23 protein-coding genes, 3 pseudogenes and 1 riboswitch are annotated in these 25,125 nt (G+C 44.8%); of the genes and pseudogenes, 10 read left to right on the forward strand and 16 right to left on the reverse strand.

Features of this window, described 5'->3' with window-relative positions; all coding sequences use genetic code 11:
- Positions 1-2: 2 nt before the first annotated feature.
- Positions 3-1,469, reverse strand: coding sequence for a metallophosphoesterase family protein (locus tag AWB54_RS04755; protein ID WP_061213475.1), 1,467 nt, complete (start codon positions 1,467-1,469; stop codon positions 3-5).
- A 290-nt stretch (positions 1,470-1,759) separates the two neighbouring features.
- On the opposite strand from AWB54_RS04755, the gene rlmD reads away from it, so the two are divergent.
- Positions 1,760-3,019, forward strand: a complete 1,260-nt coding sequence (rlmD, locus tag AWB54_RS04760) for a 23S rRNA (uracil(1939)-C(5))-methyltransferase RlmD (protein ID WP_061213476.1) — start codon at positions 1,760-1,762, stop codon at positions 3,017-3,019.
- Between the two features lie 432 nt (positions 3,020-3,451).
- On the opposite strand, the gene AWB54_RS15625 is transcribed toward rlmD, so the two are convergent.
- Positions 3,452-3,574, reverse strand: a complete 123-nt coding sequence (locus AWB54_RS15625) for a hypothetical protein (protein WP_235811093.1) — start codon at positions 3,572-3,574, stop codon at positions 3,452-3,454.
- Between the two features lie 181 nt (positions 3,575-3,755).
- Between AWB54_RS15625 and AWB54_RS04765 the strand changes: the two genes are divergently transcribed.
- Positions 3,756-4,364, forward strand: a complete 609-nt coding sequence (locus tag AWB54_RS04765; RefSeq protein WP_061213477.1) for a class I SAM-dependent methyltransferase — start codon at positions 3,756-3,758, stop codon at positions 4,362-4,364.
- A gap of 166 nt (positions 4,365-4,530) precedes the next feature.
- On the forward strand, positions 4,531-4,863 hold the full coding sequence (locus tag AWB54_RS04775; RefSeq protein ID WP_061213478.1) for a type II toxin-antitoxin system RelE/ParE family toxin: 333 nt from the start codon (positions 4,531-4,533) through the stop codon (positions 4,861-4,863).
- 258 nt (positions 4,864-5,121) lie between these two features.
- On the opposite strand, the pseudogene AWB54_RS04780 reads toward AWB54_RS04775, so the two are convergent.
- Positions 5,122-5,670: pseudogene (locus AWB54_RS04780) on the reverse strand (hydroxylamine reductase); the annotation flags it as partial.
- A 21-nt stretch (positions 5,671-5,691) separates the two neighbouring features.
- Here AWB54_RS04780 and AWB54_RS16235 point away from each other — a divergent pair.
- A pseudogene (locus tag AWB54_RS16235) lies at positions 5,692-5,802 on the forward strand (Crp/Fnr family transcriptional regulator); the annotation flags it as partial.
- A gap of 79 nt (positions 5,803-5,881) precedes the next feature.
- Positions 5,882-5,998, forward strand: a riboswitch (molybdenum cofactor riboswitch).
- Between the two features lie 436 nt (positions 5,999-6,434).
- Positions 6,435-9,746, forward strand: coding sequence for a hypothetical protein (locus AWB54_RS04785; protein WP_061213479.1), 3,312 nt, complete (start codon positions 6,435-6,437; stop codon positions 9,744-9,746).
- Positions 9,747-9,904: 158 nt separating this feature from the next.
- Here the strand turns inward: AWB54_RS04785 and AWB54_RS04790 are convergent, their stop codons facing one another.
- The gene (locus AWB54_RS04790) at positions 9,905-10,777 is read right to left on the reverse strand and encodes a DNRLRE domain-containing protein (protein WP_061213480.1); all 873 of its coding nucleotides are present in this window, start codon (positions 10,775-10,777) and stop codon (positions 9,905-9,907) included.
- Between the two features lie 236 nt (positions 10,778-11,013).
- Between AWB54_RS04790 and AWB54_RS04795 the strand changes: the two genes are divergently transcribed.
- Positions 11,014-11,202 (forward strand): ferritin-like domain-containing protein, encoded by a 189-nt coding sequence (locus AWB54_RS04795; RefSeq protein ID WP_061213481.1) that lies wholly within the window; start codon positions 11,014-11,016, stop codon positions 11,200-11,202.
- A 111-nt stretch (positions 11,203-11,313) separates the two neighbouring features.
- Here AWB54_RS04795 and AWB54_RS04800 read toward each other — a convergent pair whose 3' ends face one another.
- Complete coding sequence (locus tag AWB54_RS04800; RefSeq protein WP_011641567.1) at positions 11,314-11,958, reverse strand: zinc ribbon domain-containing protein; 645 nt, start codon at positions 11,956-11,958, stop codon at positions 11,314-11,316.
- A gap of 341 nt (positions 11,959-12,299) precedes the next feature.
- Between AWB54_RS04800 and AWB54_RS04805 the strand changes: the two genes are divergently transcribed.
- On the forward strand, positions 12,300-13,100 hold the full coding sequence (locus AWB54_RS04805; protein ID WP_061213482.1) for a S1C family serine protease: 801 nt from the start codon (positions 12,300-12,302) through the stop codon (positions 13,098-13,100).
- Between the two features lie 191 nt (positions 13,101-13,291).
- Here the strand turns inward: AWB54_RS04805 and AWB54_RS04810 are convergent, their stop codons facing one another.
- The 8 genes and pseudogenes from AWB54_RS04810 to AWB54_RS04840 all read right to left on the reverse strand — a co-directional run bounded on the left by AWB54_RS04810 (position 13,292) and on the right by AWB54_RS04840 (position 19,717).
- The gene (locus AWB54_RS04810; RefSeq protein ID WP_061213483.1) at positions 13,292-14,995 is read right to left on the reverse strand and encodes an S-layer homology domain-containing protein; all 1,704 of its coding nucleotides are present in this window, start codon (positions 14,993-14,995) and stop codon (positions 13,292-13,294) included.
- Between the two features lie 371 nt (positions 14,996-15,366).
- The gene (gene prxU, locus AWB54_RS15250) at positions 15,367-16,083 is read right to left on the reverse strand and encodes a thioredoxin-dependent peroxiredoxin (protein WP_082736027.1); all 717 of its coding nucleotides are present in this window, start codon (positions 16,081-16,083) and stop codon (positions 15,367-15,369) included.
- Between the two features lie 376 nt (positions 16,084-16,459).
- Entirely contained in the window at positions 16,460-16,588 is a 129-nt protein-coding gene (locus AWB54_RS16810) for a hypothetical protein (protein ID WP_455431850.1), read from the reverse strand.
- Between the two features lie 3 nt (positions 16,589-16,591).
- A pseudogene (locus tag AWB54_RS16815) lies at positions 16,592-16,660 on the reverse strand (hypothetical protein); the annotation flags it as partial.
- A complete protein-coding gene (locus tag AWB54_RS04825; RefSeq protein ID WP_455431851.1) occupies positions 16,636-17,160 on the reverse strand; it encodes a zinc ribbon domain-containing protein in 525 nt (174 codons plus the stop codon). The gene AWB54_RS04825 and the pseudogene AWB54_RS16815, both read right to left, overlap by 25 nt.
- A complete protein-coding gene (locus tag AWB54_RS04830; RefSeq protein WP_061213486.1) occupies positions 17,157-17,594 on the reverse strand; it encodes a stalk domain-containing protein in 438 nt (145 codons plus the stop codon). The genes AWB54_RS04825 and AWB54_RS04830 overlap by 4 nt, the downstream gene beginning before the upstream one ends.
- Positions 17,595-17,690: 96 nt before the next feature.
- A complete protein-coding gene (locus AWB54_RS04835) occupies positions 17,691-19,334 on the reverse strand; it encodes a M23/M56 family metallopeptidase (protein ID WP_061213487.1) in 1,644 nt (547 codons plus the stop codon).
- Entirely contained in the window at positions 19,331-19,717 is a 387-nt protein-coding gene (locus AWB54_RS04840) for a BlaI/MecI/CopY family transcriptional regulator (RefSeq protein WP_061213488.1), read from the reverse strand. The genes AWB54_RS04835 and AWB54_RS04840 overlap by 4 nt, the downstream gene beginning before the upstream one ends.
- Positions 19,718-19,993: 276 nt before the next feature.
- On the opposite strand from AWB54_RS04840, the gene AWB54_RS04845 reads away from it, so the two are divergent.
- Together AWB54_RS04845 and AWB54_RS04850 are read left to right on the forward strand one after the other, a co-directional pair.
- Positions 19,994-20,299, forward strand: a complete 306-nt coding sequence (locus AWB54_RS04845; protein ID WP_061213489.1) for a type II toxin-antitoxin system RelB/DinJ family antitoxin — start codon at positions 19,994-19,996, stop codon at positions 20,297-20,299.
- Complete coding sequence (locus AWB54_RS04850; protein ID WP_338064104.1) at positions 20,296-20,589, forward strand: type II toxin-antitoxin system RelE/ParE family toxin; 294 nt, start codon at positions 20,296-20,298, stop codon at positions 20,587-20,589. Before AWB54_RS04845 ends, AWB54_RS04850 begins: the two co-directional genes overlap by 4 nt.
- Positions 20,590-20,923: 334 nt before the next feature.
- On the opposite strand, the gene AWB54_RS04855 is transcribed toward AWB54_RS04850, so the two are convergent.
- The 3 genes from AWB54_RS04855 to AWB54_RS04865 all read right to left on the reverse strand — a co-directional run bounded on the left by AWB54_RS04855 (position 20,924) and on the right by AWB54_RS04865 (position 24,168).
- Complete coding sequence (locus AWB54_RS04855) at positions 20,924-22,672, reverse strand: CotH kinase family protein (protein WP_061213490.1); 1,749 nt, start codon at positions 22,670-22,672, stop codon at positions 20,924-20,926.
- Between the two features lie 14 nt (positions 22,673-22,686).
- Positions 22,687-23,304, reverse strand: a complete 618-nt coding sequence (locus tag AWB54_RS04860) for a DUF4956 domain-containing protein (RefSeq protein WP_235811102.1) — start codon at positions 23,302-23,304, stop codon at positions 22,687-22,689.
- 177 nt (positions 23,305-23,481) lie between these two features.
- Positions 23,482-24,168, reverse strand: coding sequence for a polyphosphate polymerase domain-containing protein (locus AWB54_RS04865; protein WP_061213491.1), 687 nt, complete (start codon positions 24,166-24,168; stop codon positions 23,482-23,484).
- Positions 24,169-24,450: 282 nt separating this feature from the next.
- Between AWB54_RS04865 and AWB54_RS04870 the strand changes: the two genes are divergently transcribed.
- Entirely contained in the window at positions 24,451-25,122 is a 672-nt protein-coding gene (locus tag AWB54_RS04870; RefSeq protein WP_061213492.1) for a response regulator transcription factor, read from the forward strand.
- Positions 25,123-25,125: the final 3 nt, after the last annotated feature.

Raw genomic sequence — 25,125 nt, forward strand, 5'->3', positions numbered from 1 at the left:
AATTATGTTGAGTCAGCATCTCGATCCGGGATCAGATCAGATTCGGTGCTTTGGAATACCTGTCTTTCCAGGGAAAACTGATGGGAAACCGGATTATATTGAACCATATCTACTGCCAGCAAACCGGAACCTGGCAGCAGGTAAGCAATAGCTGCGGAATAGGAAATGCCCTTTTCCGAATATAAGCCTCGTAAGCCGGAAGCCCCGGTAGTTCCAGGGTCAACAAAAACCCCGTCCGGCCCCTCTTCTATTCTTATACGATGGTCGTGCCCGGCCACCACCAGGCCGGCCAGCGGGGCAATCTCTTTCCCCAGCCGGTAATTATGCACTACCAGTATGTCGGGACGCCCCTGGGCCGCAACCGCCTCCTTAATCCTGCTTACCTGCTCTTTTAAGCTTTCCCGTTCTGCTTCCGGACTCTCATACTCTACAGCTGTTGATGCTGATAACGGGTCTGCAAAACCCAGGACCTTAACCCCTTTAAGGGTAATCATCTCCCCGTTTAAAACCTGGCTGTCAGGCAGAGCAGTAATAAAATTGATGGTTCCTGGACTATCATGGTTTCCGCCCACAAACAACTGGGGTACACCCACTGTGGCCAGATCCTGGGTAGCACCAGTTTCTAATTGTGAGCCCATATCAGTTAAATCACCCGCATTTATCAGGAAGTCAACCTTAAAGCGGGCCGCCAAACTCTTACACAATACAATTCCCACCGGGTTGGAATGTATATCACTGACCAGCAATATTTTAACTACCTGGCCTTGTTCCTCCGGATTGGCCATAACTGGAAGGCTATTGGAACTGGAAAAAAGCAGGCCCAGATTGGATACAATTTGCCGGGTGTTGTCACGAATCTTCTGTAAATCACTAAGGGAATCACTGGCGAATTTTATCGCTACCGGAGCCATGCTAAGAACACCCTTATATTCCGGCTCGCGAAAGGCTGCCGTATCATAGGAACGGAATACTCCAGCCAGGATTAATATTAATATTAGCGTAGATGCAGTAGTATAAAGTAAGGACTTGAGCAGGCCAGGACGCCAGATTAAAAAGACCAGCAAAAAGGCACCCAGAAATGCTACTGCCACCTGACGCAGGGCAAAGACGGCTATTTTATTCCGGGCGCTGCTCTGCAGCTGTTCTACCAGTTGTTTTTGATCCGGCAGATTATCTATATGCGACTTGAGAGTGTCACTTCTTATCTGTTCCAGGCTGATTACCAGTTTCACCGGTCCCTGATGGGTTTTAGCTTCGACAACCCCAAAGGGGGGAAAGTGCAGTTCCGTTATACCGCTTCGGCCCGGAGTTAACCCGGCTCGAAATTCAATGCCTTCGAGTTCAAAGGCAGTGCTTCCCAACAGCCAAACAGCAAGTATAGCTCCAAGCAGAGCAGTTAAAAGAATGACAAGCATTTTAAGCAAGAATAATTTACTTGAATTAAACTCTGCCCTCTGAGCCAGCCTCACCAAAATTCCTCCTCCAACAATCTCCTCCGACATTCTTATTTTACTGCTTTACCAAGCCTGTTGGTACTTGTTTTTTCAGTATAACACGAAGATAAGCCTTATTTTTCTGGAGACCTTTTCCTAAACACAGTTAGTTAAGGTATAAGAAAAAAATCCATCCCAGTAACCCGGTTATGAGATGAAAGTTTCAAATTTTTACAATAATGGACTACTAAGTCTAATGGTAGTACAATAAGCCTACAATAAGGGTTATAGATATATGTCAAGATAGGCCCCTGCAGGAGGTTGTTTTGCGCTGTTCTATTGAGAGGATAAACCATCAAGGTGAAGGGGTAGCCCGCGTTGGCGGAAAGGTCGTTTTTGTACCACAGGCCCTACCCGGTGAAGTGGTGGAAATTGTCATTACGGATAATCGGGTTCGTTTTGCCCGGGCGCAGTTAGTGCAACTGCTGGAAGCCTCACCCTACCGCCTTACTCCGCTCTGCCCTCATTATTATGAATGTGGCGGTTGTGCCTACCAGCATGCGAAGTATGAAGAGGAGTTGGTTCTGAAGCGCCAGGTAGTAAAGGATGCGATTCAGCGTATCGCCAAGATCGCTACCGTGGTTGAACCGGTCCTGTCAATGCCGGAGCCCTGGCATTATCGCAACAAGGTCACTTGGCATATGGCCGCAACGGGGAAGCAGGAGCCTGTTCTCGGCTTCTTTCGTGAGGCCAGCCGTCAGCTGCTTCCCATTTCCCACTGCCGGCTTATCTCGGAAAAAATGAACTGCCTAACAGCCAGGGTAAAGGCTCTTTTACCCTTAATCCAGCCAGCTCCTGGCAGTGAAATAACCTTACGAGAATCATCCCTGGATCACTCAACCATGCTCATATGGAAGGGGTTGCAACGCTGGCCTGCACCCGAGATCTGGCCAGAGCTTAGTGCCATCAGTGATTCGCTGGTGGTCATAGAAAAAAACACCTGCCACTATATTTCCGGCCCTCAGCGCCTGCTGGACAAACTGGGGCAGGTGAAATTTGCTTTATCCCCTGGAGCCTTTTTCCAGGTGAATCACTGCCAGGCCGAAGAGATGATCAGGCTTATCCTTTCATTGGTCGATTTTTCCGGTAAAACAGTTCTGGACGCCTTTTGTGGAGTAGGCAGTATAGCCCTCAACCTGGCCCGGCAGGCGGAGCGGGTGATTGGGGTGGAGAGCTATGAACCGGCTATTCATGATGCTCGTTGTAATGCTATAGAAGCTGGCATATACAATGTAGAGTTCATTCACGATCTCTGTGAAAGAGCAGTGGCACGGATAGATGAGCCTATTGATGTGATAGTGCTTGATCCCCCGCGCAGTGGTTGTAAAAAAGAACTGATTCAGGCCTGCAGCAGGTTATCGCCCCGGGAAATCGTTTATGTCTCCTGCAATCCTGCCACCCTGGCCCGTGACCTGGCCCTCTTTGCCCAGTTAGGATACCGCCCTCTTTTTATTCAACCCATTGACATGTTCCCCCGGACTTATCATATAGAGACAATAGTTTCACTACAAAGAGGGAACTTGTAGAAATCCTTGAATTTAGGCACTTTGTGAAGCATATCATATTCACTGGTGAGGGTGAAAAATGCCATAATAAGCATATCAAAAACTATGTCACCGTAAAAGTTGTTATTGATATAGAGTGTGGGAACACGATAAAAAAGCATGGAAAAAGGGATATTTGAGCAATATCCCTTTTTGATTGGAAAATAAAGTGTCACATGATTTCGAGGGGTGAGAACGGCCCATTTAAGCTATTTATCGCTTTATAACTCTTTGTATCTTCACTCCGAAAAGCCTGTTAAATCGGGCTTTTTCTTATTTCGTGGTGACAAGGGGACGGGGGTATTGACACACGATAATTATATATGGCATTAATCACCACAGAAGTGATTTTTGTGCCAAGAGTGGCAAGGATAAAAAGTAAGAGTGGGATATACCATGTTATTATGAGAGGAATTAATTCGTCAGATTATGTTTGAGGAGAATGAAGATTGCTCTTCCTCCCACGGTAACCTGGTTTAATTTGGAGGCCACCATTCTTAATACTTGATCACCCACATCATGACCATAATTGGTCATTAAACTTTTAAAAGTCGATATCCACCATGGCTACAACATAATTGCCGCTGAGTTTCATCACTTATAATAGGCCTGGACAAGGGTAAAATAGTAAATTCGTATCTATAAGTGAAAGGATACTTTTTTATTTTACATAAGCTAAAAATGAGCTAGTGCTGCTTCGGATAGAAAGGATTTAAAGATGGGGAAAAAACTATTCGTATTCAATAAAATTGCCACTGTTTACGGTCTTTTTTTTAATTGGCAAGTGGGGAACTACCGCTACATTTTGAATAATGTCAAAGACGAGCTGGAGTTTTCCACCTATCAAAGCGTCATCGACATAGGATGCGGTACAGGAGCACTATGCAAGGTGTTTCAAGAATATGGTCTGGAGGTGACCGGGCTAGATCCTGCCGAAGCTATGCTTGCGATTGCTACGAAAAAGGCTGGGAAAATAGAACCAAACGAACCGTTTATTCGGTTTATTCGTGGCGATGCGCTTAATGGGCTCCCATTCCGTAAAAGAAGTTTTGACTTGGCCATAACATCCTATGTGGCCCACGGGCTTATGCCAAAGGAGAGGCTGATCCTTTACAATGAGATGAAAAGAGTGGCAAGGCATATAGTTGTTTTGTTAGACTATAACGAACACCGTTCATTGATTAGCGACATTGCAGAATGGCTGGAAGGCGGAGACTATTTTAACTTCATAGGAAACATCAGGGATGAATTAATGCAACAGTTCGGCAATCTTAAAGTCATCAATACCGGCAAGCGTTCTGCGATGTATATTTGTAAAATAGACTAATGCATTACTAAGTTTTCTCGCCGGGACAGCAATATATATGCAGTTCTTAAACATTTCAGTGACATCGTACTAAAGCTAATGACAAAGCTTGCTCAAGGAGAGCAGACCGGAAAAGAAAAAGGCTGGGTGACTATAGAGGAAGTGGAAGCAGAGCTGGGGATTTAGAATGAACAAGCTGAAAATTTCACCTGAAGCCAGAAATGATTTAGTGGAAATTAAAAATTACATTTCTCAGGAACCTAATAGTTCACAGGCTGCTGAAAAATTAATATCAAAAATAACGAAGAAAATCCGAGGATTATTGGATTATCCTGGGATCGGGGCATCTCTATCTTCGGTTATTGACATTCAAACAGAATATCGATTTCTTGCTTGTGCCAATTATCTCATATTTTACAGGTACGAAGATGAAGCTGTTTATGTGATTAGGATTTTATACGGCAGGCGTGATTATGTACGCGTTTTGTTTAATGATTTATTAGAGAAAGAAGAAAAGTAGGATTCGATTTTGTTCTAAATTTATATACAGCCCGGGGCACTCTACACTGTAATAATGTAGAGTGCCTTGCTTGTTTTATCGTTATGAAAGCAGCTACAGTTGATTTGGATTTCGCTCTGCTGGTTACTTTTTCTTCCTTCGAATCGATTAGCCAACGGCTTAGAATTTGGCTGAATCTCTCTGGACGAATAGTGTCTATTGCTCTTAAAAGGGATTATCCCGAAATGCGCTATTTTGAGACAGTCCCTGCTGTATAGATTATCCGAGGATTTTCTTCAGATCTTCATCAGGTGTCGAAATCGGGGAAATGTTAAAGTTGTCCACTAAATAATTCAGGACGTTAGGAGAAACAAAGGCCGGAAGTGTTGGCCCAAGGTAGATGTTTTTTATACCCAAAGACAGCAGTGTCAGTAAGATGCTGACCGCCTTCTGTTCATACCAGGAGAGAACCATGGTGAGGGGCAGTTCATTCACACCGCAGTCAAAAGCTTCAGCAAGTGCTACCGCGACACGAATCGCACTGTAGGCATCGTTGCACTGTCCCATATCCATGATACGAGGTAGTCCGCCGATTTCTCCCAAATCCAAATCATTGAAGCGGTATTTGCCGCAGGCCAGCGTCAGAATCACACTGTCCTGAGGTGTCTGGCGAACAAACTCGGTGTAATAGTTACGACCAGATTTGGCACCGTTACAGCCGCCGACCAGGAAGAAGTGCTTAATGGCTCCAGCTTTAACGGCATCGATCACCGTATCTGCAACCGACAGTACAGTACCATGCCCAAAGCCGGTTGTTACCTGTGCTCCTCGGTATAATCTCCCAGTTCCAGTGATTACCTATATGTGGACAGAAGCGCCTTGTCTAGAGAACTATGCAAAATGAGAGATGAAGGGCTCATAGAGTTTAAAAAGAACCACTTTTGCGTGTCCCCCATGTAACCCAAGAAAACAATTCTTTTCTTGCAATAATTTGCTTATAAGTGTAGAATTTTATAAAATACATTGGTGATTCACAACATTTACATACTTTTTCCGAACTTGAGGACCTAAAGTAAATGCCATGGTATCAAGTCATTGGGTATACCGGGAAACGGGTGTGCCTCCCACTGTGGAAAGGAGAACCTATATCCAAACGGATGCTATTAAGGGGCAAGTTTGTTCTTTCACAGACTTGCCCTATTTTAATAGTTATTCCAGCCCGGTACTGCTTTCTGCCGGGCTTTTAGTATTTCTAGGATAATTAACATTCTAACTGTAAAATATGGAGGAGATTAACATATAGATGGTATAGGATTAATTAAGTCGATAATACGAGGCGAGAAGCTTATATTGAAACTTATATATAGATAGAGATATTAAGATAGAGAAAGATTGGGGGGATTAAAATATGCTTTGTATATTTCAAAATGGGGAATATTAGTTCCTCTTTTTTAGTTTATAGCCATATCGCAAGTTGTTACATGTAGTATTTGGATAATGACAAGAAAGAGATTAATATGGGGAAATGAGGAGGTGGCAAACCACTACAGAGGAAAACAAACCTAAGATAAAACAGGAAAGAGGTGGGTTTTATGTTGAATAAGAAAAAAGGGTGGGGTAAATTAGTTGCCCTGTGCTTAATGTTTGCATTGCTTTTTGGGTGTAGCGGCTTAATGATGCCGGATACGGTTGATGCTACTGGCAACAATAATCAGACAAACAATGACATTATTAGGATTGCTGAGGCATCGACAATTGATGTTCTCTTCGATGGTGAAATTGCTTTAACACCGAATGAGACCTTTAGCTTGACTGCTTATACCTCAAATGAATCTTATACTGTCAGCAAAACTACACCACTGGGTGCACTTCAGGCAGCCGCAACTGCCAGTGGTTTTACCTTTGACATTACTGACAAGAAATATGACTCATCAAAGGTTCTCCTGTTAGATAATATAGGAAACTATAAATATGTTAAGGGCGGGAGTAAGTGGTATGCTTACGTCAATGATGTCTATAAAGATGGCTATGACAATGCTGCTGATGGCTTGAACCTGATAGAGCTCGTAGACGGGGACCGGGTGGAATTCTATTATGCTGCCGGTATTGCTACTCCCACTGACTATAATGCGGTTAAGGCAGCAGCTACCGCAGCCGTAAAAACCGTTGCCCGTACAGGTGTTGCCCCAACGGAATGGACCCTGCAGCTCTCGGGGGCGAAGGATGAAAAGGTAAGCAAGGCGTACTTCGAGAATGGTCTTGCCTGTGCTTCCTCAACCCATAAGGTGTCCTGGACCGACGCTGATGGTAATGTCTGGGGAGGCGTACCATTATGGTTGCTAGTTGGCATGGTTGACGATAACCCCGATGTTGGTGTTAAGCACTTCAACTTTAACGATGACCTCGCTGCCCAGAAGTATCAGGTTAATGTTATATCGGGAGACGGGTGGAAGGCCACCCTCGATAGCGATAAAATTGCCCGCAATAATGGGTATATTATCGCCAATACCCTTAACGGCGAACCTCTCCCGCAAAAGCTTGATTCAGGAAAAGGTTCCTGGCCTTTGCATCTGAAAGGTGAGGCTATTTTTGGTGGACAACAGGTAGGCAATGTTGTTAAGATCGAGCTGTCAAATCTTCCTCAGCCAGCTGCGGGATGGACCCTGGAATTGAGCGGGGAAGTAGGGGATACCATCACCCAGGAGGAGTTTGAAGAAGGACTGGCCTGTACGGGGTCAGGTCATTATAAAGAATGGACTGATAAGGAAGGTAATGTCTGGTCGGGTGTCCCCCTCTGGGTACTTTTGGGTGCGGTAGATGACATCGAGAAAGGTAAGCATTGGACTTTTAATGAATCCCTGGCTATAGGTTATACTGTAAAAGTTAGTGCAGCAGACTTTAGCAAGACTTTTAACGGGGCTGATATAGCTAAAAGTGATAACTATATTATAGCTAACAAGATGAACGGTAAACCTCTTACCGACTCATATCCGTTGCGCCTGGTTGGTGCTGGTGTTACTAAAACCGATGGTTCAGGGGGACTTGGGGGTAAAGCTGTCGGCAACATTACTAAGATAGAAATACCAGAGTTGCAGACTCCAGCGGCTGTCGAAGGCAGTTGGAACCTTACTATGACCGGCAAGATTAGTGATGTTTTTTCACAAGAAGAGTTTGAGGCTGCTCTTGCCTGCCCAAATTCGGGCCACTTTGTACAGTGGACTGACGGCAATAATGATGTATGGTCCGGCATACCTCTATGGTACCTAACCGGCTGGGTAGACGATCGGCAGCCTCATAAGTACAATGCTAATCTGGCCACCGCTGGTTATACGATACTGGTCAAGGCCGGAGACGGCTATACCAAGGATTTTTCCAGCAAGGATGTAGCCTGGAGTAATGACTATATAATTGCAAATAAATTAAACGGAAAACCCCTAACTGATTCATGGCCACTGCGCTTGGTTGGTACCGGTGTTGCTAAAGCTGATGGCTTTCTAAGCGGTACCAGTGTTAGCAATATTGCGGAGATTGCATTAACCTCTTTTGAGACTGCCGTTCCTATACCAGAAGTGCGTATTATTAAGTACGGCGAGGATCATACCACTATCCTCCAGGAAAAAACCGTTGATTATTTATGGATGCAGAGTAATCTGGAAGTGATTGGCGACGGCACCACGGTATATCGCTACGAGGGAATTACCAACAACCCGGATGATGTTTGGGATGCTGACGAGACCTATCCCGGCGGTTACAAGGTAGCCAATGCCGTAAAAGGTAGCCGTATCAAGGACCTTTGCGAGCTTGTGGGTGGTATGGGCGCCGGTACGGAAATAGTATTTGTTGCTAAAGACGGCTTCGAGACCAGGCTTCCTTACTCCTCCATATATACCGACCCTTCAGTGCAAGCACGACAGGGGGATGCGATTTTGGCCTGGTGGGGTGATGGGAAATATGTACCCGACTATGCAGATGGTATGCGTTTATTCTTCACTCCGGAGGGTGACAACGTTTACGGCCAATGGGATATGCATGAGACCCTTCCGGAAAAATACTGGCACTACTATTATGGTGATGGTGTCCAGTATCCTTCTTGCGCTGGTTTATCAGCCAAGTATATTTCAGAAATCAGGGTATACTCCGTACCTCAGGGTGATTGGACACTGGCGTTGGATGGTCAGGATATAGGTGGTTTACAATATGAAGTAAGCAAAACCTATTTCGAATCGGCTCTCGCCTGTCAGTTTGGCGCTAATCACAAGGCAAGCTACACTGATTCTAAAGGGCGGGTCTGGGAAGGTATGCCTCTGTGGTTCCTGCTTGGATTCGTTGATGATGCTGATCAACACTCCAGTAAGGCCTTTAATGATGTACTGGCCAAGGCTGGGTACCAGGTAGTGATTACCGCTGATGATGGTCATTCGATAACTATTGATAGTAGAGATATTGATCGCAATAACAACTATATTATCGCCAATTCGCTCGATGGGGCGCTTATACCTGAGTCTGATAGCAGCTGGCCGCTCCGCCTGGTTGGAGCAAATGCAAGTGGAGCAACATCTATTTCCCAGATTGTGAGCATCAAACTGCTTAAATCCTTTAAAGACTGGCCACTTAAATATGAGCCGGTTCACAGCACACACGATTGGAATATTATATTCAGTTTGCCAGTATCAAAAAACCAGAACCTGGACGATCACATTTATGTAACTAATGTTACTGGTAAGAAGGAACCTGTTACCTGTAGAGTCAATCCGGAAAATCCCGAGGGTATCCAGGTATTACCACCCCAAGGAGGCTATCAGCCTGGGGCAAGCTACACTTTGTGGATTAATGGTAGTTTAAAATCTGAGGCTGGTAAACCCCTTAAACAGGCGTACAAGCTTCAATTTACGATTGCCAATTAAGCCCGATAAGATGAAATATTCTTCGTAAGCCATATTAATTGTTACCTCCGGAAAAAGAGGCGGCCTAAGGGCCGCCTCTTTCCAAAATATATGGAGGCTGCTTATTACTGTGTCTCCCAGCTAGCTGCCTCCATATCTCCATATATTAAACCTGCAATTTAGTGGCCGTCAAGCGTAAATTCCACCAGTAAAGTTGGCCGTTTAGATTCCTCAAAATACCGTCTGCTCCTAAATCCCAACAATCCATTATTTTCTAAACCGGTGATAATGAAACCCTGGTTATGTTCAGGATGTTGGTGCCATTCTCTGGCCAGATCGCTTATATCAATATTCAGGAAACGAAAATGCTTGGGTTTGATCTCCGTAGAATAGTGCTCGGTAGTACTGCTCTGTGGTTGCGTGTTCCAGGTGATCGTACTTTCATTCCAGGCTTCAATTACCGGCCTTATTGTTAGTACCGGGTTGTTATAAGCAACCTCGTTTCTACACAGGTTTAATACCAGGTTAGCCTTAATGATCCTCGCCTGCTTGGATAGTGGTTGCATGTCAAAGTGCAGAAATGAGTGATAAATATCCCCGGAGGAAAGATCACGGCCTATATAGTTTGATAGTGAGTTTCTATAGTTGTGGTTGGCATAATATTTGCTAATATAGCTATCTTGATTGGGGGTTATGATTAGGACTTTTAATTGATTCCCTTCCCGGCGGGACTCGGCGGTAAAAGAGGACTGACCCTCTATATCATTATTAACATCAATAGCAAGCTCGTTCTTAGTTTCGGGATCAGCTATCCTGGTTCTTGCCGGGTCACTTTTCTCCCCATTAACTGAAGTGGCTTTATCAGAAAGCTTCTGCATCAGTTTCTGGAGCAAGGCAGCATGTTTCTTCTCGCTGGAAAGTATGTTTCGTGTTATTTCTTCCTGCAAATTCGGATCTGGCATCTGGGAAGAGATATCCTGATATAGTTCCAGTAATTTCGATTTCTTTTCCATAGCCGTGGCTAACATGGAGTTAAGGTCTTTTGAGTTCATTGGAATAACCACCTCCAAAGATTTATGCACCATCTTATGGTACTGGCGTGGAAAATGTTCCATATAAACACAATAATTTCTAAATTATCTTTCCGAGCCCGGATATAGTTTAAGTATATTAAAGCTTTCCGTTTGCCTCATTGGCATAGAGGAAGCAGTAACCAAATGAAATGGAAAACATATAATGAAATTACCGCAAACTACCAGGCGGATAAAAATTTGGGAGGTGAAGAGGAATGACATGTCCAAACTTCAAACAAATGGTATGGGAAGCGATTGCAGATGAAATTGGTGCGGTAGCTATGTATGCACAAATGGCCAATATGGTGAGCGATGTAGAGCTCAAGACCCTGATACTCAGTATTGCTGGTGATGAGTATGGACACGCTAAATTCTGGTTAGCAGTCTATAACCTGGATGACTAAACAGACAAGGCGAGAGTTCGTTAGCTCTCGCCTTAACAAAGCAGGGGGACGTTCTTTTTGCTTCCAAGATTTTTGTTTGATTTAATGGGCAAAAACAATGGATGTGGTATGCTAGAATTTTTCCCCACATTCTGCACAAAACTTGCTGCCGGGGTTTACTTTTGCTCCACAGGACGGGCAGAATTGCGCTGCTTTAAGTTTGGCCCCGCATTCCGGACAGAACTTGGCATTGCTGGCCAGGGGCGCCTCGCATTCCGGACAACTAGCCCGCACATTCTCCCGCCAATTCTCCAGACCAAGTTTCTTGTCCTCCTCGGCCATGGCAGCATGTGCCCATATCTCCTCCACTGACTTACTGGCCTGGGCCGCAGCCATTTCTACTCCCAGGTCAGGGGCACATTCTTTACACAGCCCTTTTTTCTTGTTCCAGCACTTCTGGCGGCACACCCAGGATGAACAGCGCGGGCACTGTATAAAATCAGGTTTTAGCTCGTTGCAGGCATCTTCAAAGGCATCATCGTGTGATTTCTCCCAGGAAGCAGACCTGACTCTTTCACTAACGTCAGCTGCACTACTAAATAATCCACCCAGCAAGCTGCCGGCAGTATCCAATACGCCGGTTACTGTACCGGTAATACTCGGTTTAAAGCGTGTCCGGTAACCGCTTCCGCAGCGGTCACAGTAAAACTCGAATTGAAATCCCTTATTAGTGCTGAGATCACTATAATTTTTAACAAATTCTATCCGGTCCGCCATAGAATTTTAACCCTCCTTCAATTTGATTGGCAAGCTCATATTTATTAGTAATTTTAGCATATACAAACACCAGTAGGGGAGGGAATTATCTCGGCATTACATAACTTATGCCGGTTTTTTAATTCGCAGCTTAAACCCCATGCCTACAGAGTGCAAGCAATCATGAAAATGGGGTTATCGCAGAAGAGTTCTTTTGACATAGGAAAAGGCAGATTTTTGTAACGTCAATTATATGGCTCCAATGCGTTATAATTGATGAAAAAGTCATTAAAGAAAAAATATAGCTGACTCTACTGTAGAAACCCCTTTTTGACGCAGAAGCTAGCAAAGAAGGTGAGAAGATGGATGAAAAAGATTACCTGCAAAGCGAAGGGGAACATGATGATACGATAGATGAATACCTGGAAATGCCGGAGGAAGAAGAGGCCTCCGCTGGGAGCAAACGAAGCCGGCCGGTTTTCAAAATCGGAGCTGTCGTAATTTTGTTGGCTTTTATAGCTTTTGCCTATGCCTGGCTGCCATTTTTGTGGCCGCCTCATCTGGATTTTTTACAACAGGACCAGGCTTTATCTGAGGAAGATTTGGTGCTTCGTTGTAAACCGGCGGTAGTAAATATTCAGGCCAAGAAAACCGGGGATGCGTTGAGCAGTCAGGGAACCGGTATTAACCTGGAAGCCGAGGGGATGATAATTACCAATCGTCATGTGGTGGAAGGGGCAGAATCGGTTAAGGTTAGCTTTAGCGATGAAAAGAGCTATTTCAGCCGGGACCTGGAAATCATTGATGGCTATGACCTGGCGATGATAAAACTGAAAGCCAAAGATTTGCCCTTCGTGGCTGTGGAAACAGAGCAGCTAGTGGAGTTGGGACAAATTGTTACCATTATCGGTAATCCCCGTGGATTCCAGCGCATATCTTCCCGGGGAGAAGTGAAAGAGTATTTTGAAAGCGATAGCGGAATGCCGGCGTTTACTATCAATGCCACCATCGCTCCCGGCAGCAGCGGCAGCCCGGTATTGGATGAAAAGGGGTGCCTGGTAGGCATCATTTTTGCCATTGGAACCGTTAAGCTCAATGGTGAAGAGCAGGAGCGGGCCCTGGCTATTCCCGCCACTGCCCTGAATTATAGCGAAACGAGATGAGAATTTGTACCCCGTTTCTTTATAGAGGTCGGTTCCGGTTAACAAAACAGGCGGCGGGTTCTATCCCCCAACTCATTGGAGCGCTGTGTTGAAACAGCTCCGCAGTTTCCCCCGATGCTTAAAGAAAGAATAGAATCCCGGTCCCCACTTTAGCAGGGACCGGGATTTAGCGCCTTAATAACTCTAAAGTATTAGATGCTTATAGTGGAAGAGTACCAGACATTGCTCTTTTTTATGAGAAAGATATGCTGGCCGGTAAGCTGGGCATTGGTTTTAAACCACAGGTTGCTGTCGCTGTTGGCCGTAAGCTCGCTGACCTGGCTATCGGGCTTTATCTGGAACATGCAGGTAAAGCTGGACAGGTCGAGATTCCCCAGTTTGTATTCACTGTAGCTGTTGCCATCATGTTCTCCGCTCCTGCCGGTAGCAACGGCAGTTACTTTAACGGGAGCTGTCCAGTCCAGAATAGCTTCATAGTTCTTATCGTCTTTGTCTACGACTTTAAGACAGTATTTACCAGATGCCTTTTGTACATTAAACCATAGGCTGCTGTCAGTATTGGGGGTAAGCTGCAGCGCATCAGCATTGTCCTTTTGCAGGATGATGGATTTGACATTATCCTGGGCCAGGCTGATTTGCCTGGTATCTACCTCAAGAATGTATTCTTGATATACCTGCCCATCATGCCCGCCTACTTTGCCCGTCTCTTTCAGGCTGGCAGCGATGACTGGCAGTTTTTCTACAACGGTAACTTCACAAGTGGCCGACTTGCTTGACTCGCCCCGGCTGGCAGTAGCGGTAATGGTAAGCGTACCGGTTTTATCGGCGGCGGCAGTAACCACTCCATTTTCAACAGTAGCCAGGCTGCTGTCACTACTGGACCAATTGACATTATTATCACTGCTGCCATCACTGTATTTAACGGTAGCCTGGAGGGTGATGGATTTACCCTGCTGGACAGTGGCTGTAGCCGGCAGGCTTACGGATGTAATTTCACCCTTGTTGTTCAAAAGTCGCTGCAGTATGCTTGCCATCTCCGCCCGGGTGATGGCACTGTTGGGGTTGAAGTTCCCATTGGGGTTGCCGGAGATAATCCCTTCCTGGTAGAGAACCAGAATATAACCGACATCCTCTCGGGAAATGAGAAGGCCATCCTTAAAGGGAATATTGGTGGTATCTGCCGGTTCCAATCCCAGAGCCTTGGCAATCATAACCACTACCTGGACGCGGGAAGCCTGTACGGCCGAGTGGAAACGGTTCAGTTTGATAATGCCCTTTTTAGCGGCTTTATCAGCATCTCCCCTTAACCAGGCCGGAACATCGGCTAATTTACTTTGCTCTTCATCGGTTGCTACTTCTTCATCGCTTGCATCCCTGGCAGTATCGCCGGCAGCCACACGCATGGCCAAAGAAAGAGCTTCGGCTTGAGTTAGCTTCTGATCGGGTTTAAATGTCCCATCAGGATAGCCCCGCAAAAGCCCAATAGCGGCCATTTCTTCGATACACCGCGCTCCCCAGTGACGCTGGCTATCGGTAAAGCGTATAGCTTTGCCTTGAACGGAATTATCGCTGTTATAGAGCCGGTACTCCTCGCATAGGGATGTTTTTACCCGCTCTTGCAGGGATTTCTTGACCGCCTTTTGTTCCTGTTTAGCTACTTTCTCTTCCTGCTTGATAGCTTTTTGTTCCTGCTTTACCGACTTTTCTTCCTGACTACGGCTTTCCATTTGTTTTTGTTGGCCTGGGGCTGATAGCTTTTGGCTGTTTTCTGCTTTTGGATTGCTATTGCTATTGCTGTTTCCCAAGCCATGGCCGTTATCCGGTTTGGCCATTACCCCCGTGGATAGCAACGCTACCAGCAGCAGAGCCAGTATGGACGACAGGGTTCTCTTCATAAATCTTTCCTCCTTTAGCTGTTCTTATTTATATATACGAAGGAGGAAATAGTTTTTGGGGGCATCAAGATGATATTTGTTAAATTTCCTATTTGGTCAAGATGCGGTCGAATACCATAACATGCATCCAAAAATCATTCTCCGGTTCAATATCATAGGTTTGATGAATGACCCTGGCTTGCAATTTTTCCTCAAAATAGGGAACACCCCCAACCGGTAGCATTCTAAACTTTTTTTACTTTATCAGCCTCATATTATTTCGAAAGAAAAACCCGCTTCCAGGCTTCGCAGTCCAAAAACGGGCTTTGTCTACAATTAATAGGGACTATCCTTAACAGATAGTCCCATTGATAAACTAAAGCGTTTACAATTTATTCTTCAAAAGCCTCACTTACTTTCCATACCTTCCAAACATTGCCGACCAAATCCGGCCCGGGTTTTAGTGTTTGTTTGCCAGGTCTCCATCCGGATGGGGTTGCCTCTGTTCCTCCCGAAGCTCTAACCAGTTGGAAGGCTTGAATCTGCCGGATAGATTCCTGGACATTTCTGCCGACCGGCGGCGTTAATACTTCAAACCCCTGAATAATCCCGTCCGGATCAATGATAAATCTTCCCCGGGTTTCAACGCCACTGTCTTCATCATAAATGCCATACATTTTACCAATACTGCCATCCTGGTCTGAGAGCATGGCAAAAGGAATATCCCGATTTATCATTTTGGATAATTCATGGTCATTCCACATTTTATGTACAAAGATACTGTCAACACTACAGGAAAGAACCTCGACACCTAAATTCTTGAACTCTTCATACTTTTCAGCAACTGCTGAAATTTCAGTAGCTCAGACAAAGGTAAAATCACCTGGATAAAAGCACAATAGCACCCATTTGCCTTTTAACTCCGAGAGACTTATGTTGAAAAAATTGCCTGCTGAATAAGCAGAAGCAGTAAAATCCGGGGCTGGCTTACCTACTTTTACCATAGATGGTTTCGCCTCCTTGATAATATTTTGCTCGTTTCCTTCATTTGCGATAGGGGGCTTTTTAATAGGGGGCCTTTGACAACCTGCTTTGAATTCTTCCGGCATAAATCGAACCTCCTTCCCATGTATGGATTATAACATAATATTATAGTATAGCACAAGATTCGCCAAACAGCTTTTATTAAATCCCGTTACCAATTCACCTTCTGGAACCAACATGGTCTACCCAATCGAAAGCAATTCCCATCAGAAGCGTATATATCCCACTTGTTAGCAACGAAAATATGCTAAGGCTCTAACTGGAATACTTTCTTCTTTTGTATTTCCAGACAAATAACAAGCCAAGCAGAATACTTAATGTTGCAACAGCCACATAGGCTATTTCTGTGCTAGTAATTCTGCCGCTTAAAGCTCTACCTCCGAAGGGGCCGTCGGAGCGATTATATTAGGAAAACAAACTGCCTTTTAAAATGCGGTCTGTCTAAACCGCGTTCTGATGGGTGTTGACTTGGATGTATTCAGCTACTCGGCGGTACTCGTTGGCAAATTTCAGTTTGACGCTGATATTGCCGTTTTCGTACACCTTGATTTGCTCTACAAGTTCAATCAAAACATCCCTGGTCAGTTTGTCGATGTTTTCATGCTTTCTGAAAGTTGCTAAGAACGGGTTTTCCGTATCAATCCCATTTTCAAGCTCTGCCTTTCTTCGTAGAGGCTGATAACCTCGCTGATGGCTTCCATTTGCCGCTCGTAATCCTCCTGCATATGGCGGTAATCCTTGTGGGTAATCTCTCCGTCTTTCCAGTCCTGATAAATGCTTTGCTTATAGCACATAATCTTGGAAAGCTCTTTTTCCTTGGCCGCTATCAATTCATTCAGGCGTATGGACTGGCTTTTCTGCAAGGGAGCGGTGTTAATGCGTGAAACCATTTCGGAAAAGGCTACCGCGATATAAACCTGTTGCCTGATGGCGTACAATACGCCTTGTCCAAGATGATCGTGCCTGATTGTGTGCTTGGTGCAGGCTGCTTTTGACTGGTCTTTATAGGTGCGGCAATAGTAATATACATTTCCTTTGACCTCGCTCCGGGTCATAGCCTTGCCGCAATCGGCGCAACGGAGAAAACCGCTGAACAGGTACAGGCTTTTTTGTTCCGGTGCGGTTCGGGTGTCTCTTCTCAAAAGCTAACCAGTTTTGCATTATTATCTTCATCTATGTAGCTCAAGTCGGGCAAAAACGTCATATGCGCCATTGTCTTCCAATCGTAAACTTTTTTGTTCCCGTTGATGCTTAAAATTAGTACGTCATACCTTCCATCTTTTTCATTTAATGCATATATATAAGTTTTTTCTTCGGGAAGGGATGCAATCATCTTAATATCAGAATCGACTTTGACTGTTTGCTGTTCTTGAATCCAACTGACATCCGCTCCGAGTGCTTCTGAAACAGCCCTGATCGGAACATATACGGAATTGTTAATCATTTGAGCATTTAATCCGGTAAATTGCCCATTGATATAAATTAAGATTCCCTGGGCTGCATAGGCACTACCTACGAGCATAGCTATTGCACATGACACTGTAATTATAAGATATAACCATTTTCTCTTAAACAAACTTAGTCCCTCCAGTTAAATGACTTTTCTTTTGCATCGATCATATATAAGGTCATAAGTGAAAGACCTCCATTGATGTAATGTGCAATAAATTTGTTAATTCTCTTGTGTAAAAACGCTCATCGGGTCAATGTACTCACCGTCAATAGTCAGGCTAAAGTGTAGATGATTGCCTGTTGATTTGCCGGTCGAGCCAACATAGCCGATAACGTCGCCTTGTTGCACGGTATCGCCCTCTGCAAGTCCTTCTGCAAATCCAAACAATTGCGAGTAAAAAGTCTGAATATCGCCGCCGTGATTCAAAATGACATAATTACCAGCTGTTTCATTATCTCCTATATCTCCTATCTCGACGACTGTTCCCTTATCGGCGGCAAGTACAGGTGTGCCTTCAGGTGCCGGAATATCAATCCCGTTATGAAACACCATTTCCTTCTTCACGGGATGCATGCGGGTACCATATGCAGCGGAAATACGATTATACCCCGTTACAGGCCACAGATATTTCCCGTCGATATTGCTATCGTTTGGCGTATTTGATTCCGAAACAGACGATTTTTCGTCCTGTGGGTTGGCGGTTGATTCCTGCATAACATCCGAATCCCGGATAGTATCATCCGGCTTAGGTTCGTTAATGCCGTTTATAGAATATTCGCCGAGGTTCTCATTCAAATCGGTATCCTCTCCTGTTACATTCATGAATGATGCCATCGCAAAGACTGTAAAACATAATGTAGCAGCGATAACAAATGAAATAATAACAATTCGTTTTGAGGTATTTTTTACGTTCATCATATGTGTCAGCCTTCTTTCAATTCCTTTTTTTGATTCGGCAAGTGTAGCGTATATGCCCGAATGTTGATTTACAACCCTGCACAGGACATTGAGGATCGTTTCGCCATAAAATTGCCGTTCTTCCATGTTCATATCAGATACCACCTGCTCGTCACACGAAAGCTCGCAGAAAGTGTCAATGTTTTTCGTCAGCCGGTACGCGGCGGGATTAAACCAATGGATTGCGTTTGCCACAAGCGTCAGAGATTTCACCCATAAATCACGCCGCTTGAAATGAGTAAGCTCATGTTTGAGAATAACTTTAAGCTCTCTTTCGCTCAGTTCCACTTCGGGCAGTATTAAAAATGTTTTGAACAGGCCGGCAAGCATGGGTGTTTTAATGATATTGTTTGACAATAACCGGAGTTTGCCCTTTATACCCATTTCAGTCATCGAGTTTTTTAGTGCCAGAAGTGTTCCCGTATCATCAATTTGCAAACTTGTCCGCATGATTTTCCGTCTAAACCGGACAAGCTGAATACCATACAAAATAATGAACACGAAAACCCCAACAAGCCATATAAGCGGCAAAAATGATAAAACTGTTTTTAGTATAAAGGCAGTCGTTACAGGCGCGGCAGGCGTTACGGCAGTAGGGTCCGTCTGCGGTAAAGCCTGCCCGGTTTGTGGTAGTAATATATCCGTTTGTTGTACGGTTATCATATCATTAAGGATGACAGGCACATTTGGAAGCCCCTGATTCGTCGTACTTGGCATATTTGAAAAAAGATTACCGCCAACAATTCCAACAGGAACAAGCAGAAACAATACCACTAAGATGTACATACAATAATGCCATGTTGCGGTTAGCGTTTTTGTTGTCAAAGGACGCAAAAGCGCCAAGCACAAAACAAGCAAGATACCCGTTGCCGACATCAAAAGTACGGCGATAAACGCTGTGTTCATTCTTTTGCCTCCTTTTGTGAAAACCACTGTTTTAGTTCGGCTATTTCCTCGGCGGTCAAGTCGTTGCCCTCGTATAAGGCTGTGATAAAACTCTTTACAGAACCGTCATGTACAGAGTTAAGAAAAGTTCGTGTTTCAAACTGTTTGTATTCGCTCTCGGTAATCAGTGGTATGTACTCGTTTGACCGCCCATGCCGTACAGAGGTCAAAATACCTTTTTCTATCAATCGGGCGAGAAATGTTAAAACCGTGTTTGGCTTCCACTCCCTGTTAATCGTTTTTAAGTCGTCAAGTAATTTTGCAGAGGAAACCGAGCGGCCAGCCGCCCATACAAATTGCATGACTTCTCGTTCAGCGTCCGACATCTTTTGAAGTTTACTCATAAAAGTCACCCCCATTCATTATACTACATCGTGTAGACAATGACATTCTACATCATGTAGGGATGTGTGTCAATAGTGCTTTGAAATTTTTTTCTATGGGATTACGGTAGATCCACGATTGACAATTCAATAGTTTTCGCTGTGAGTGTGGGCGGATACTATCATATGGAAAAACTCATGGAATACCCATCAGGTTTAGGGCTAAGCTAATTCAAAATTTTTCTTGAAGGAGTAACGACAAAAGCGTTACAATATTATCAGAAGGAGCTGATTAGCGTGGAAAAGACTACGACTTTAAACTTAAGAGTTCACCCTGACGTAAAAAGAAGGGCTGAGGAAGTTCTTTCACAACTCGGTATACCTATGTCCACAGCGATAGATATTTATCTGAAGCAGATTTCAATGACCGGCGGAATACCTTTTGCTGTAACTCTGCCGAAAGCACCGGTTTCCGTAAATGCTGATATGATGACAACGGAAGAAATTCATGCGAAGTTAAAGGAAGGATATAACGATATCGAAAAAGGTAATGTGCAGGATGCATCTGCTGCCTTTCGGAAATTTCGGAAGATACGCGTATGAAGCAGTATAAGATTCAGATAACTGACATGGCACTTTCCGATATGGAGGAGATTTATAATTATATCGCAGTGCAGCTACAGGCACCGGAAGTGGCTATGGGACAGTATAACAGAATAGCTGACGCAATTGAAACTCTTGATACGTTCCCGGAACGTGTGAAGTTAATGGAGACAGAAGAAGAACGTGTGCTGGAACTCAGGCAAATGCCTGTTGATAACTTTTCTGTGTTCTTCCATATCAGAGAAGATCGGGTATTCATTACAAACGTTTTGTACAGTGCAGCGATATAGCCAGGCGTTTACGTGATTCGGCCTCAGGCGGGGGAATTTGAGCCGAATAGAATAAGGAAAAGCTCTTGATATGTTTGTACATAATCCGGCAATTGTCGCAACTGATACAACTGTGTATAGATCCATGCAAATATTTGCACCTTTGCTGAATTATATTTTTGACATCCTATTGCTTTAATGTCTAAAAGCGACTGGTTGCGATATATTGCGATATATATTGTGACAATAAATCTATAATCGTAACTTCAGGCCAAATTGGCCCGAAGTTACGGTCATCCATACGTAAGCGCCGCCCATTAGTCCTTTGGGCGGCGTTCTGTGTAATGTGATAGCTTCATATTTTATTTTTTACCCTCATATGGGGGCTTGGGTTGAGTTTCCTATTATAAACGCTCTGATCCGGGCCATTGGCTCTATCCCCGGGAGGAGCCCATTCATTTCGCCCCTCCATGGCCGCGGGCCTATTTCTCATCCTATCTATCATGTTGTCGTCCAGGCCCAATTCTTGGAGCCGGGCTATCTGGGCCGTGGATAATTGGCCGCCTTCGGCCTCCCGCATAATTTCAAAAGCCTTCATCATAGTTTCCGGGTCGGGCCTGTTTCCTCCGGGGAAAACACCCGGACCTTCCGGGGGAGCACCTGGCCCTTTCAAGGTTTCCCCCTCAGGTTTAACCATACCAGGTATGGCGGCTCCGCCGCCATCAGCGGGCCGGGCTCCGCCCCCTCTGCCGCCGCCCATACCTCCCAGGGCGCTTAAATCAATGCCGCTGGCGTCAATATTGGGGGTGCTGTTTTCATTTTGCCCTGTTGCCGTGGCTGCTTGTTCACCGGATAGCTGGGCCTGGATGCTCTGGGCCCGCAAGCGGGCAAACTCTACCAATACCGGGAGCGATTTCTCATATTCCGCATGGCTGTAGAAAGCCGTGGCGTCATTTTTCACCGAGCTGTTAATCATTTTATCCAGTTTTTCTACGCTATCTTCGAAGCGGCCGCTGTTAATATAGTCTTCGGTCAACTGCTGCAAATATTTATGGTACAGCCTGCGGTACTCGGGTATTTCTAGCAGTTTGCCAATCAGGGGGCGCTCGCTCAGATTAACGGTAACCGGTGTATCGATGGGGAAGTTCACAGCTTTCTGGGCGCTGCTTATCTCATGCCCGGCAAAGGCCAGGTTGAAGTCCCAGGGCAGAATAGTGCATACCCCGTTTTCTTCATACAAGTAATAGTTGTGTTTCAGGCTGCCGGCATAACTGTCAAAATTAACCAGAAAGCTATTTGCGGCAAAGTATCGCAATATGGAATCGATATCCAGATACTTTTCCAGCTCACTTCCATTATTCAGTTGCTCAATCATGGTAATAATCTTTTTAAGATCGCTGTCGGTGACATTATAGGCCGCCATCTTTCTGATGCCGGTATAGTTGGCGGCATCTTCCCCGGCCCATTTCAAATCGGAACCGGCCCCCTCCGGGCGATATAGATGCCCTTCCAGGCTGCCATAATTACGCTTGACAAAACTCTCTTCCATAGCCTCCACTGCCAGGTACAGGCCCCAGGGTTTGCCGTTAATGCTTATATTGGCATAGGCATATTTAGGGGTGGCAACTCCCATATAGTCAAAGATTTCATAGGCCAGGTACTCTTTCATGTAGGTTTTATCCATAATAATGTTATTTAAAGCCAGCTTGTTCAAGCCCATACACGCTTGCCCTTCGACATAGGCATCAAATTTGACCTTGAAGCTGAAACGATCGCTGTTTTTATCCTGCGCCACCATTCTCAAACTGGAGTTGCCTTTGGGCCTGATGCCTACATTGTGATAAGTATTGCCGTTTATAGTAATATCCGCCTGCCGGTATTCTTCCCGGGTAGCATTTTCTATAATCCAGTCAAAATCCTCCGGCTCCATTTCAATATTAATCTCCATGATTTGCTCTTTATTAAAAAGCTTACTGGCATATTCAGGCTCGGCTGGGGCAGCGCTATCCGGATGGTGGGGGTACAGCGTCAGGAAACTCGCAGCCAGAACAGCAAGTGACATCAGTATTAGCACCAGGGTATTCAGGTATTTACTCGTTATCATTGCTCTCACCGCCATTAAGACATATAGTCACCGTTGTAGCTTACCAGTACCGCATTATTTACCCCGGCGATACGGCTGACTTCATTAACAAATTGGGTGGACATATCCTTTAACCTGATTTCCACCGTCAGCTCCACTCCGCTGCTGGCCGCAACCGTTTTTGCTTTCACCACATGTTTTTTAACCTTTCCTTTCACATAGTCCAAGGCCTTTTGCTCACTCTCGTCGTCAGTGCAGTTTATTACCAGTATATAGGGGTTGTCGCTGCTCTTCTGGTTTACGAAGAAGAGCATGATTATCCCGATGAATAAGGAACCGAAGATGGCCAGGGGAATAAGCCCGGCTCCCAGTACAATACCGATGCTAATAGCCCAGAACAAAAAGGCGATATCGATGGGTTCTTTAATAGCGGAACGAAAACGGACTATGGACAAGGCGCCGACCATACCCAGGGAGAGAATGACATTGGAGCTGATGGCCATGATTATTAATGTGGTTATAAGGGTCATCGCCAGCAGGGAAACACCGAAATTGGCGGAATACATGACTCCCTTGAAGGTCTTTTTATAAACCATAAAAATAAAGAGCCCCAGTATAAAAGCCAGTCCCAGGGCTATAGCGGTATCCAGCATAGAGAACGAGCTTATTTTATCTAAAAAGCTGGATTTAAAGATGTCATTAAAATTGAATTGCTCGATCGGGTTCACTTAATTCTTACCTCCCATTATATTTTTTTCTTTTCTTATCCCGCGCAGGGCAAAAACTAAGGTAAAAAGATCTGCGGGGAAGATGACCGTCCCTGTCTCAGATCAGCCCAATGCCCGGCAGGCGGCGTACTTGGAAATGGAACTGCTGCGGCGCTGGTTGGTTTGGATGATATCTCTTAGCAGTTCCGGTAGAAACTCATCATACTTTACTTCTAAAATAAGCATAGCCGCCGGGGCTATGGCTATAGTGGCCAATTCTGGATTCAGGAAATCCCGGGGAAAAAGAGTACTTTGCAATTGGCTGTCAAGAGTTATTCTCACATTACCCGGTTCATAGATATAGGCTTCGCGTCTATAATCGACTATAGTTTTGGGGCGTAAGAGCTGCTGCTTTATCCGGATATAGAACTCCTGCAGCAAAGCATTATGGCAAGAAAGCAAGCAGTTGATATCGTTGCCGAGCAGTTTTTCACACTCTTCCCGGCTCAAGGGGGCTTTTTCTTTCCAACAAAGGCTATTAATTTTACTTTTCTTTTCCAGGCGGATGAAGGATGGATCGTTATTATAGAAACGCAGGCGAAACTTTTCCCGCCGGCTTATTCCGTTGATTTTATCCATCAAGGCCCGGTTATCCGGGCTGTCAAAATACAGGCTGCGTACCCGGTAGCTGCCATCGCTTCCGGCATAGCTGTCCCGCCGTGCGATATGTTTTAGCCGGTTGCGCAAAGTAATATAATCGGAAGTATTGATATAGTGTTTGATTTCATGCCTTAATTTGGGTTGCTCCATGCAGAATCACCTCCTTAAGATTAATGCTATATCCATCATAAAATAGCTCTCTTAAATGAATCTTAAGCTTAAAGATATTTTAAGATTGGCATGTTAATATGGGGATGAGGCGTAAGGCGTAGGAATGAGGGGTTAAGCTTGTACCAAATAAACAATTTTGCCGCTCAAGTACCATCTGATTCATTATTACTAGTGTTCGTGCCCTCTGGGTATGAGGGATAAATAATAAGAAAATGAAGCGGGCAAAGAACCGTCCCCATGCCCGCGAAGGCGAGGAATAATATGCGACTATTGCTGGTGGAAGATGAAAGACAGCTGGCGGAAGCCTTGAGTGAGCTGCTTATTAAAAATAGATATGCCGTTGATGTAGTTTGCGATGGAGAAGCCGGGCTCGACTATGCTCTGACCGGAATATATGATCTTGTTATCCTGGATATTATGCTGCCGCGGATGAATGGATTGGAAATTTTGCGGCAATTGCGCTTGAACGGCATATCCAGCCCAGTTATGTTGCTTACGGCCAAAGGTGAACTAGAGGACAAAGTGAGCGGTCTTGATAGCGGGGCGGATGACTATCTGGTGAAGCCATTTGCAGCGGAAGAATTGCTGGCTAGAATAAGGGCGCTGAGCCGCCGTAAAGGCGAAATGATCGTGGATGACACCCTGGATATCGCTGACTTTACCCTCAATCTATCGACTTATGAACTGGAAGGCAAGAATAGCAGTGTAAGGCTTACTCGAAAAGAATTTGATATAATGAGATATTTCGTTTATCGTCCCAATCGGGTATTAAGCAAGGATGAGCTGATCGAAAAGGTCTGGGGTTTTGATTCTGAGGCTGATTACAATAACATTGAAGTATATATCTCTTTTCTGCGCAAAAAACTGGCCCATATAGGCTCCCAAGCGGCTATAAGCACCTTGAGAGGAATCGGTTACAAGCTGGAGGTATGAGTA

Origin of the sequence: Syntrophomonas wolfei subsp. methylbutyratica, assembly GCF_001570625.1 — a bacterium.
Taxonomy (GTDB): Bacteria; Bacillota; Syntrophomonadia; order Syntrophomonadales; family Syntrophomonadaceae; genus Syntrophomonas; species Syntrophomonas methylbutyratica.

Excerpts from the sequence above, each read along its gene's own strand:
- AWB54_RS04855 (WP_061213490.1), bottom strand. The coding sequence starts at position 22,672 with ATGATAACGAGTAAATACCTGAATACCCTGGTGCTAATACTGATGTCA.
- AWB54_RS04865 (WP_061213491.1), bottom strand. The coding sequence starts at position 24,168 with ATGGAGCAACCCAAATTAAGGCATGAAATCAAACACTATATCAATACT.
- AWB54_RS04870 (WP_061213492.1), top strand. The coding sequence starts at position 24,451 with ATGCGACTATTGCTGGTGGAAGATGAAAGACAGCTGGCGGAAGCCTTG.
- AWB54_RS15625 (WP_235811093.1), bottom strand. The coding sequence starts at position 3,574 with ATGACCAATTATGGTCATGATGTGGGTGATCAAGTATTAAGAATGGTG.
- AWB54_RS04775 (WP_061213478.1), top strand. The coding sequence starts at position 4,531 with ATGAACAAGCTGAAAATTTCACCTGAAGCCAGAAATGATTTAGTGGAA.
- AWB54_RS04785 (WP_061213479.1), top strand. The coding sequence starts at position 6,435 with ATGTTGAATAAGAAAAAAGGGTGGGGTAAATTAGTTGCCCTGTGCTTA.
- AWB54_RS04805 (WP_061213482.1), top strand. The coding sequence starts at position 12,300 with ATGGATGAAAAAGATTACCTGCAAAGCGAAGGGGAACATGATGATACG.
- AWB54_RS04840 (WP_061213488.1), bottom strand. The coding sequence starts at position 19,717 with ATGAGTAAACTTCAAAAGATGTCGGACGCTGAACGAGAAGTCATGCAA.
- AWB54_RS04860 (WP_235811102.1), bottom strand. The coding sequence starts at position 23,304 with ATGCTGGATACCGCTATAGCCCTGGGACTGGCTTTTATACTGGGGCTC.
- AWB54_RS04800 (WP_011641567.1), bottom strand. The coding sequence starts at position 11,958 with ATGGCGGACCGGATAGAATTTGTTAAAAATTATAGTGATCTCAGCACT.
- AWB54_RS04765 (WP_061213477.1), top strand. The coding sequence starts at position 3,756 with ATGGGGAAAAAACTATTCGTATTCAATAAAATTGCCACTGTTTACGGT.
- AWB54_RS04795 (WP_061213481.1), top strand. The coding sequence starts at position 11,014 with ATGACATGTCCAAACTTCAAACAAATGGTATGGGAAGCGATTGCAGAT.
- AWB54_RS04850 (WP_338064104.1), top strand. The coding sequence starts at position 20,296 with ATGAAGCAGTATAAGATTCAGATAACTGACATGGCACTTTCCGATATG.
- AWB54_RS04790 (WP_061213480.1), bottom strand. The coding sequence starts at position 10,777 with ATGAACTCAAAAGACCTTAACTCCATGTTAGCCACGGCTATGGAAAAG.
- AWB54_RS04810 (WP_061213483.1), bottom strand. The coding sequence starts at position 14,995 with ATGAAGAGAACCCTGTCGTCCATACTGGCTCTGCTGCTGGTAGCGTTG.
- AWB54_RS04835 (WP_061213487.1), bottom strand. The coding sequence starts at position 19,334 with ATGAACACAGCGTTTATCGCCGTACTTTTGATGTCGGCAACGGGTATC.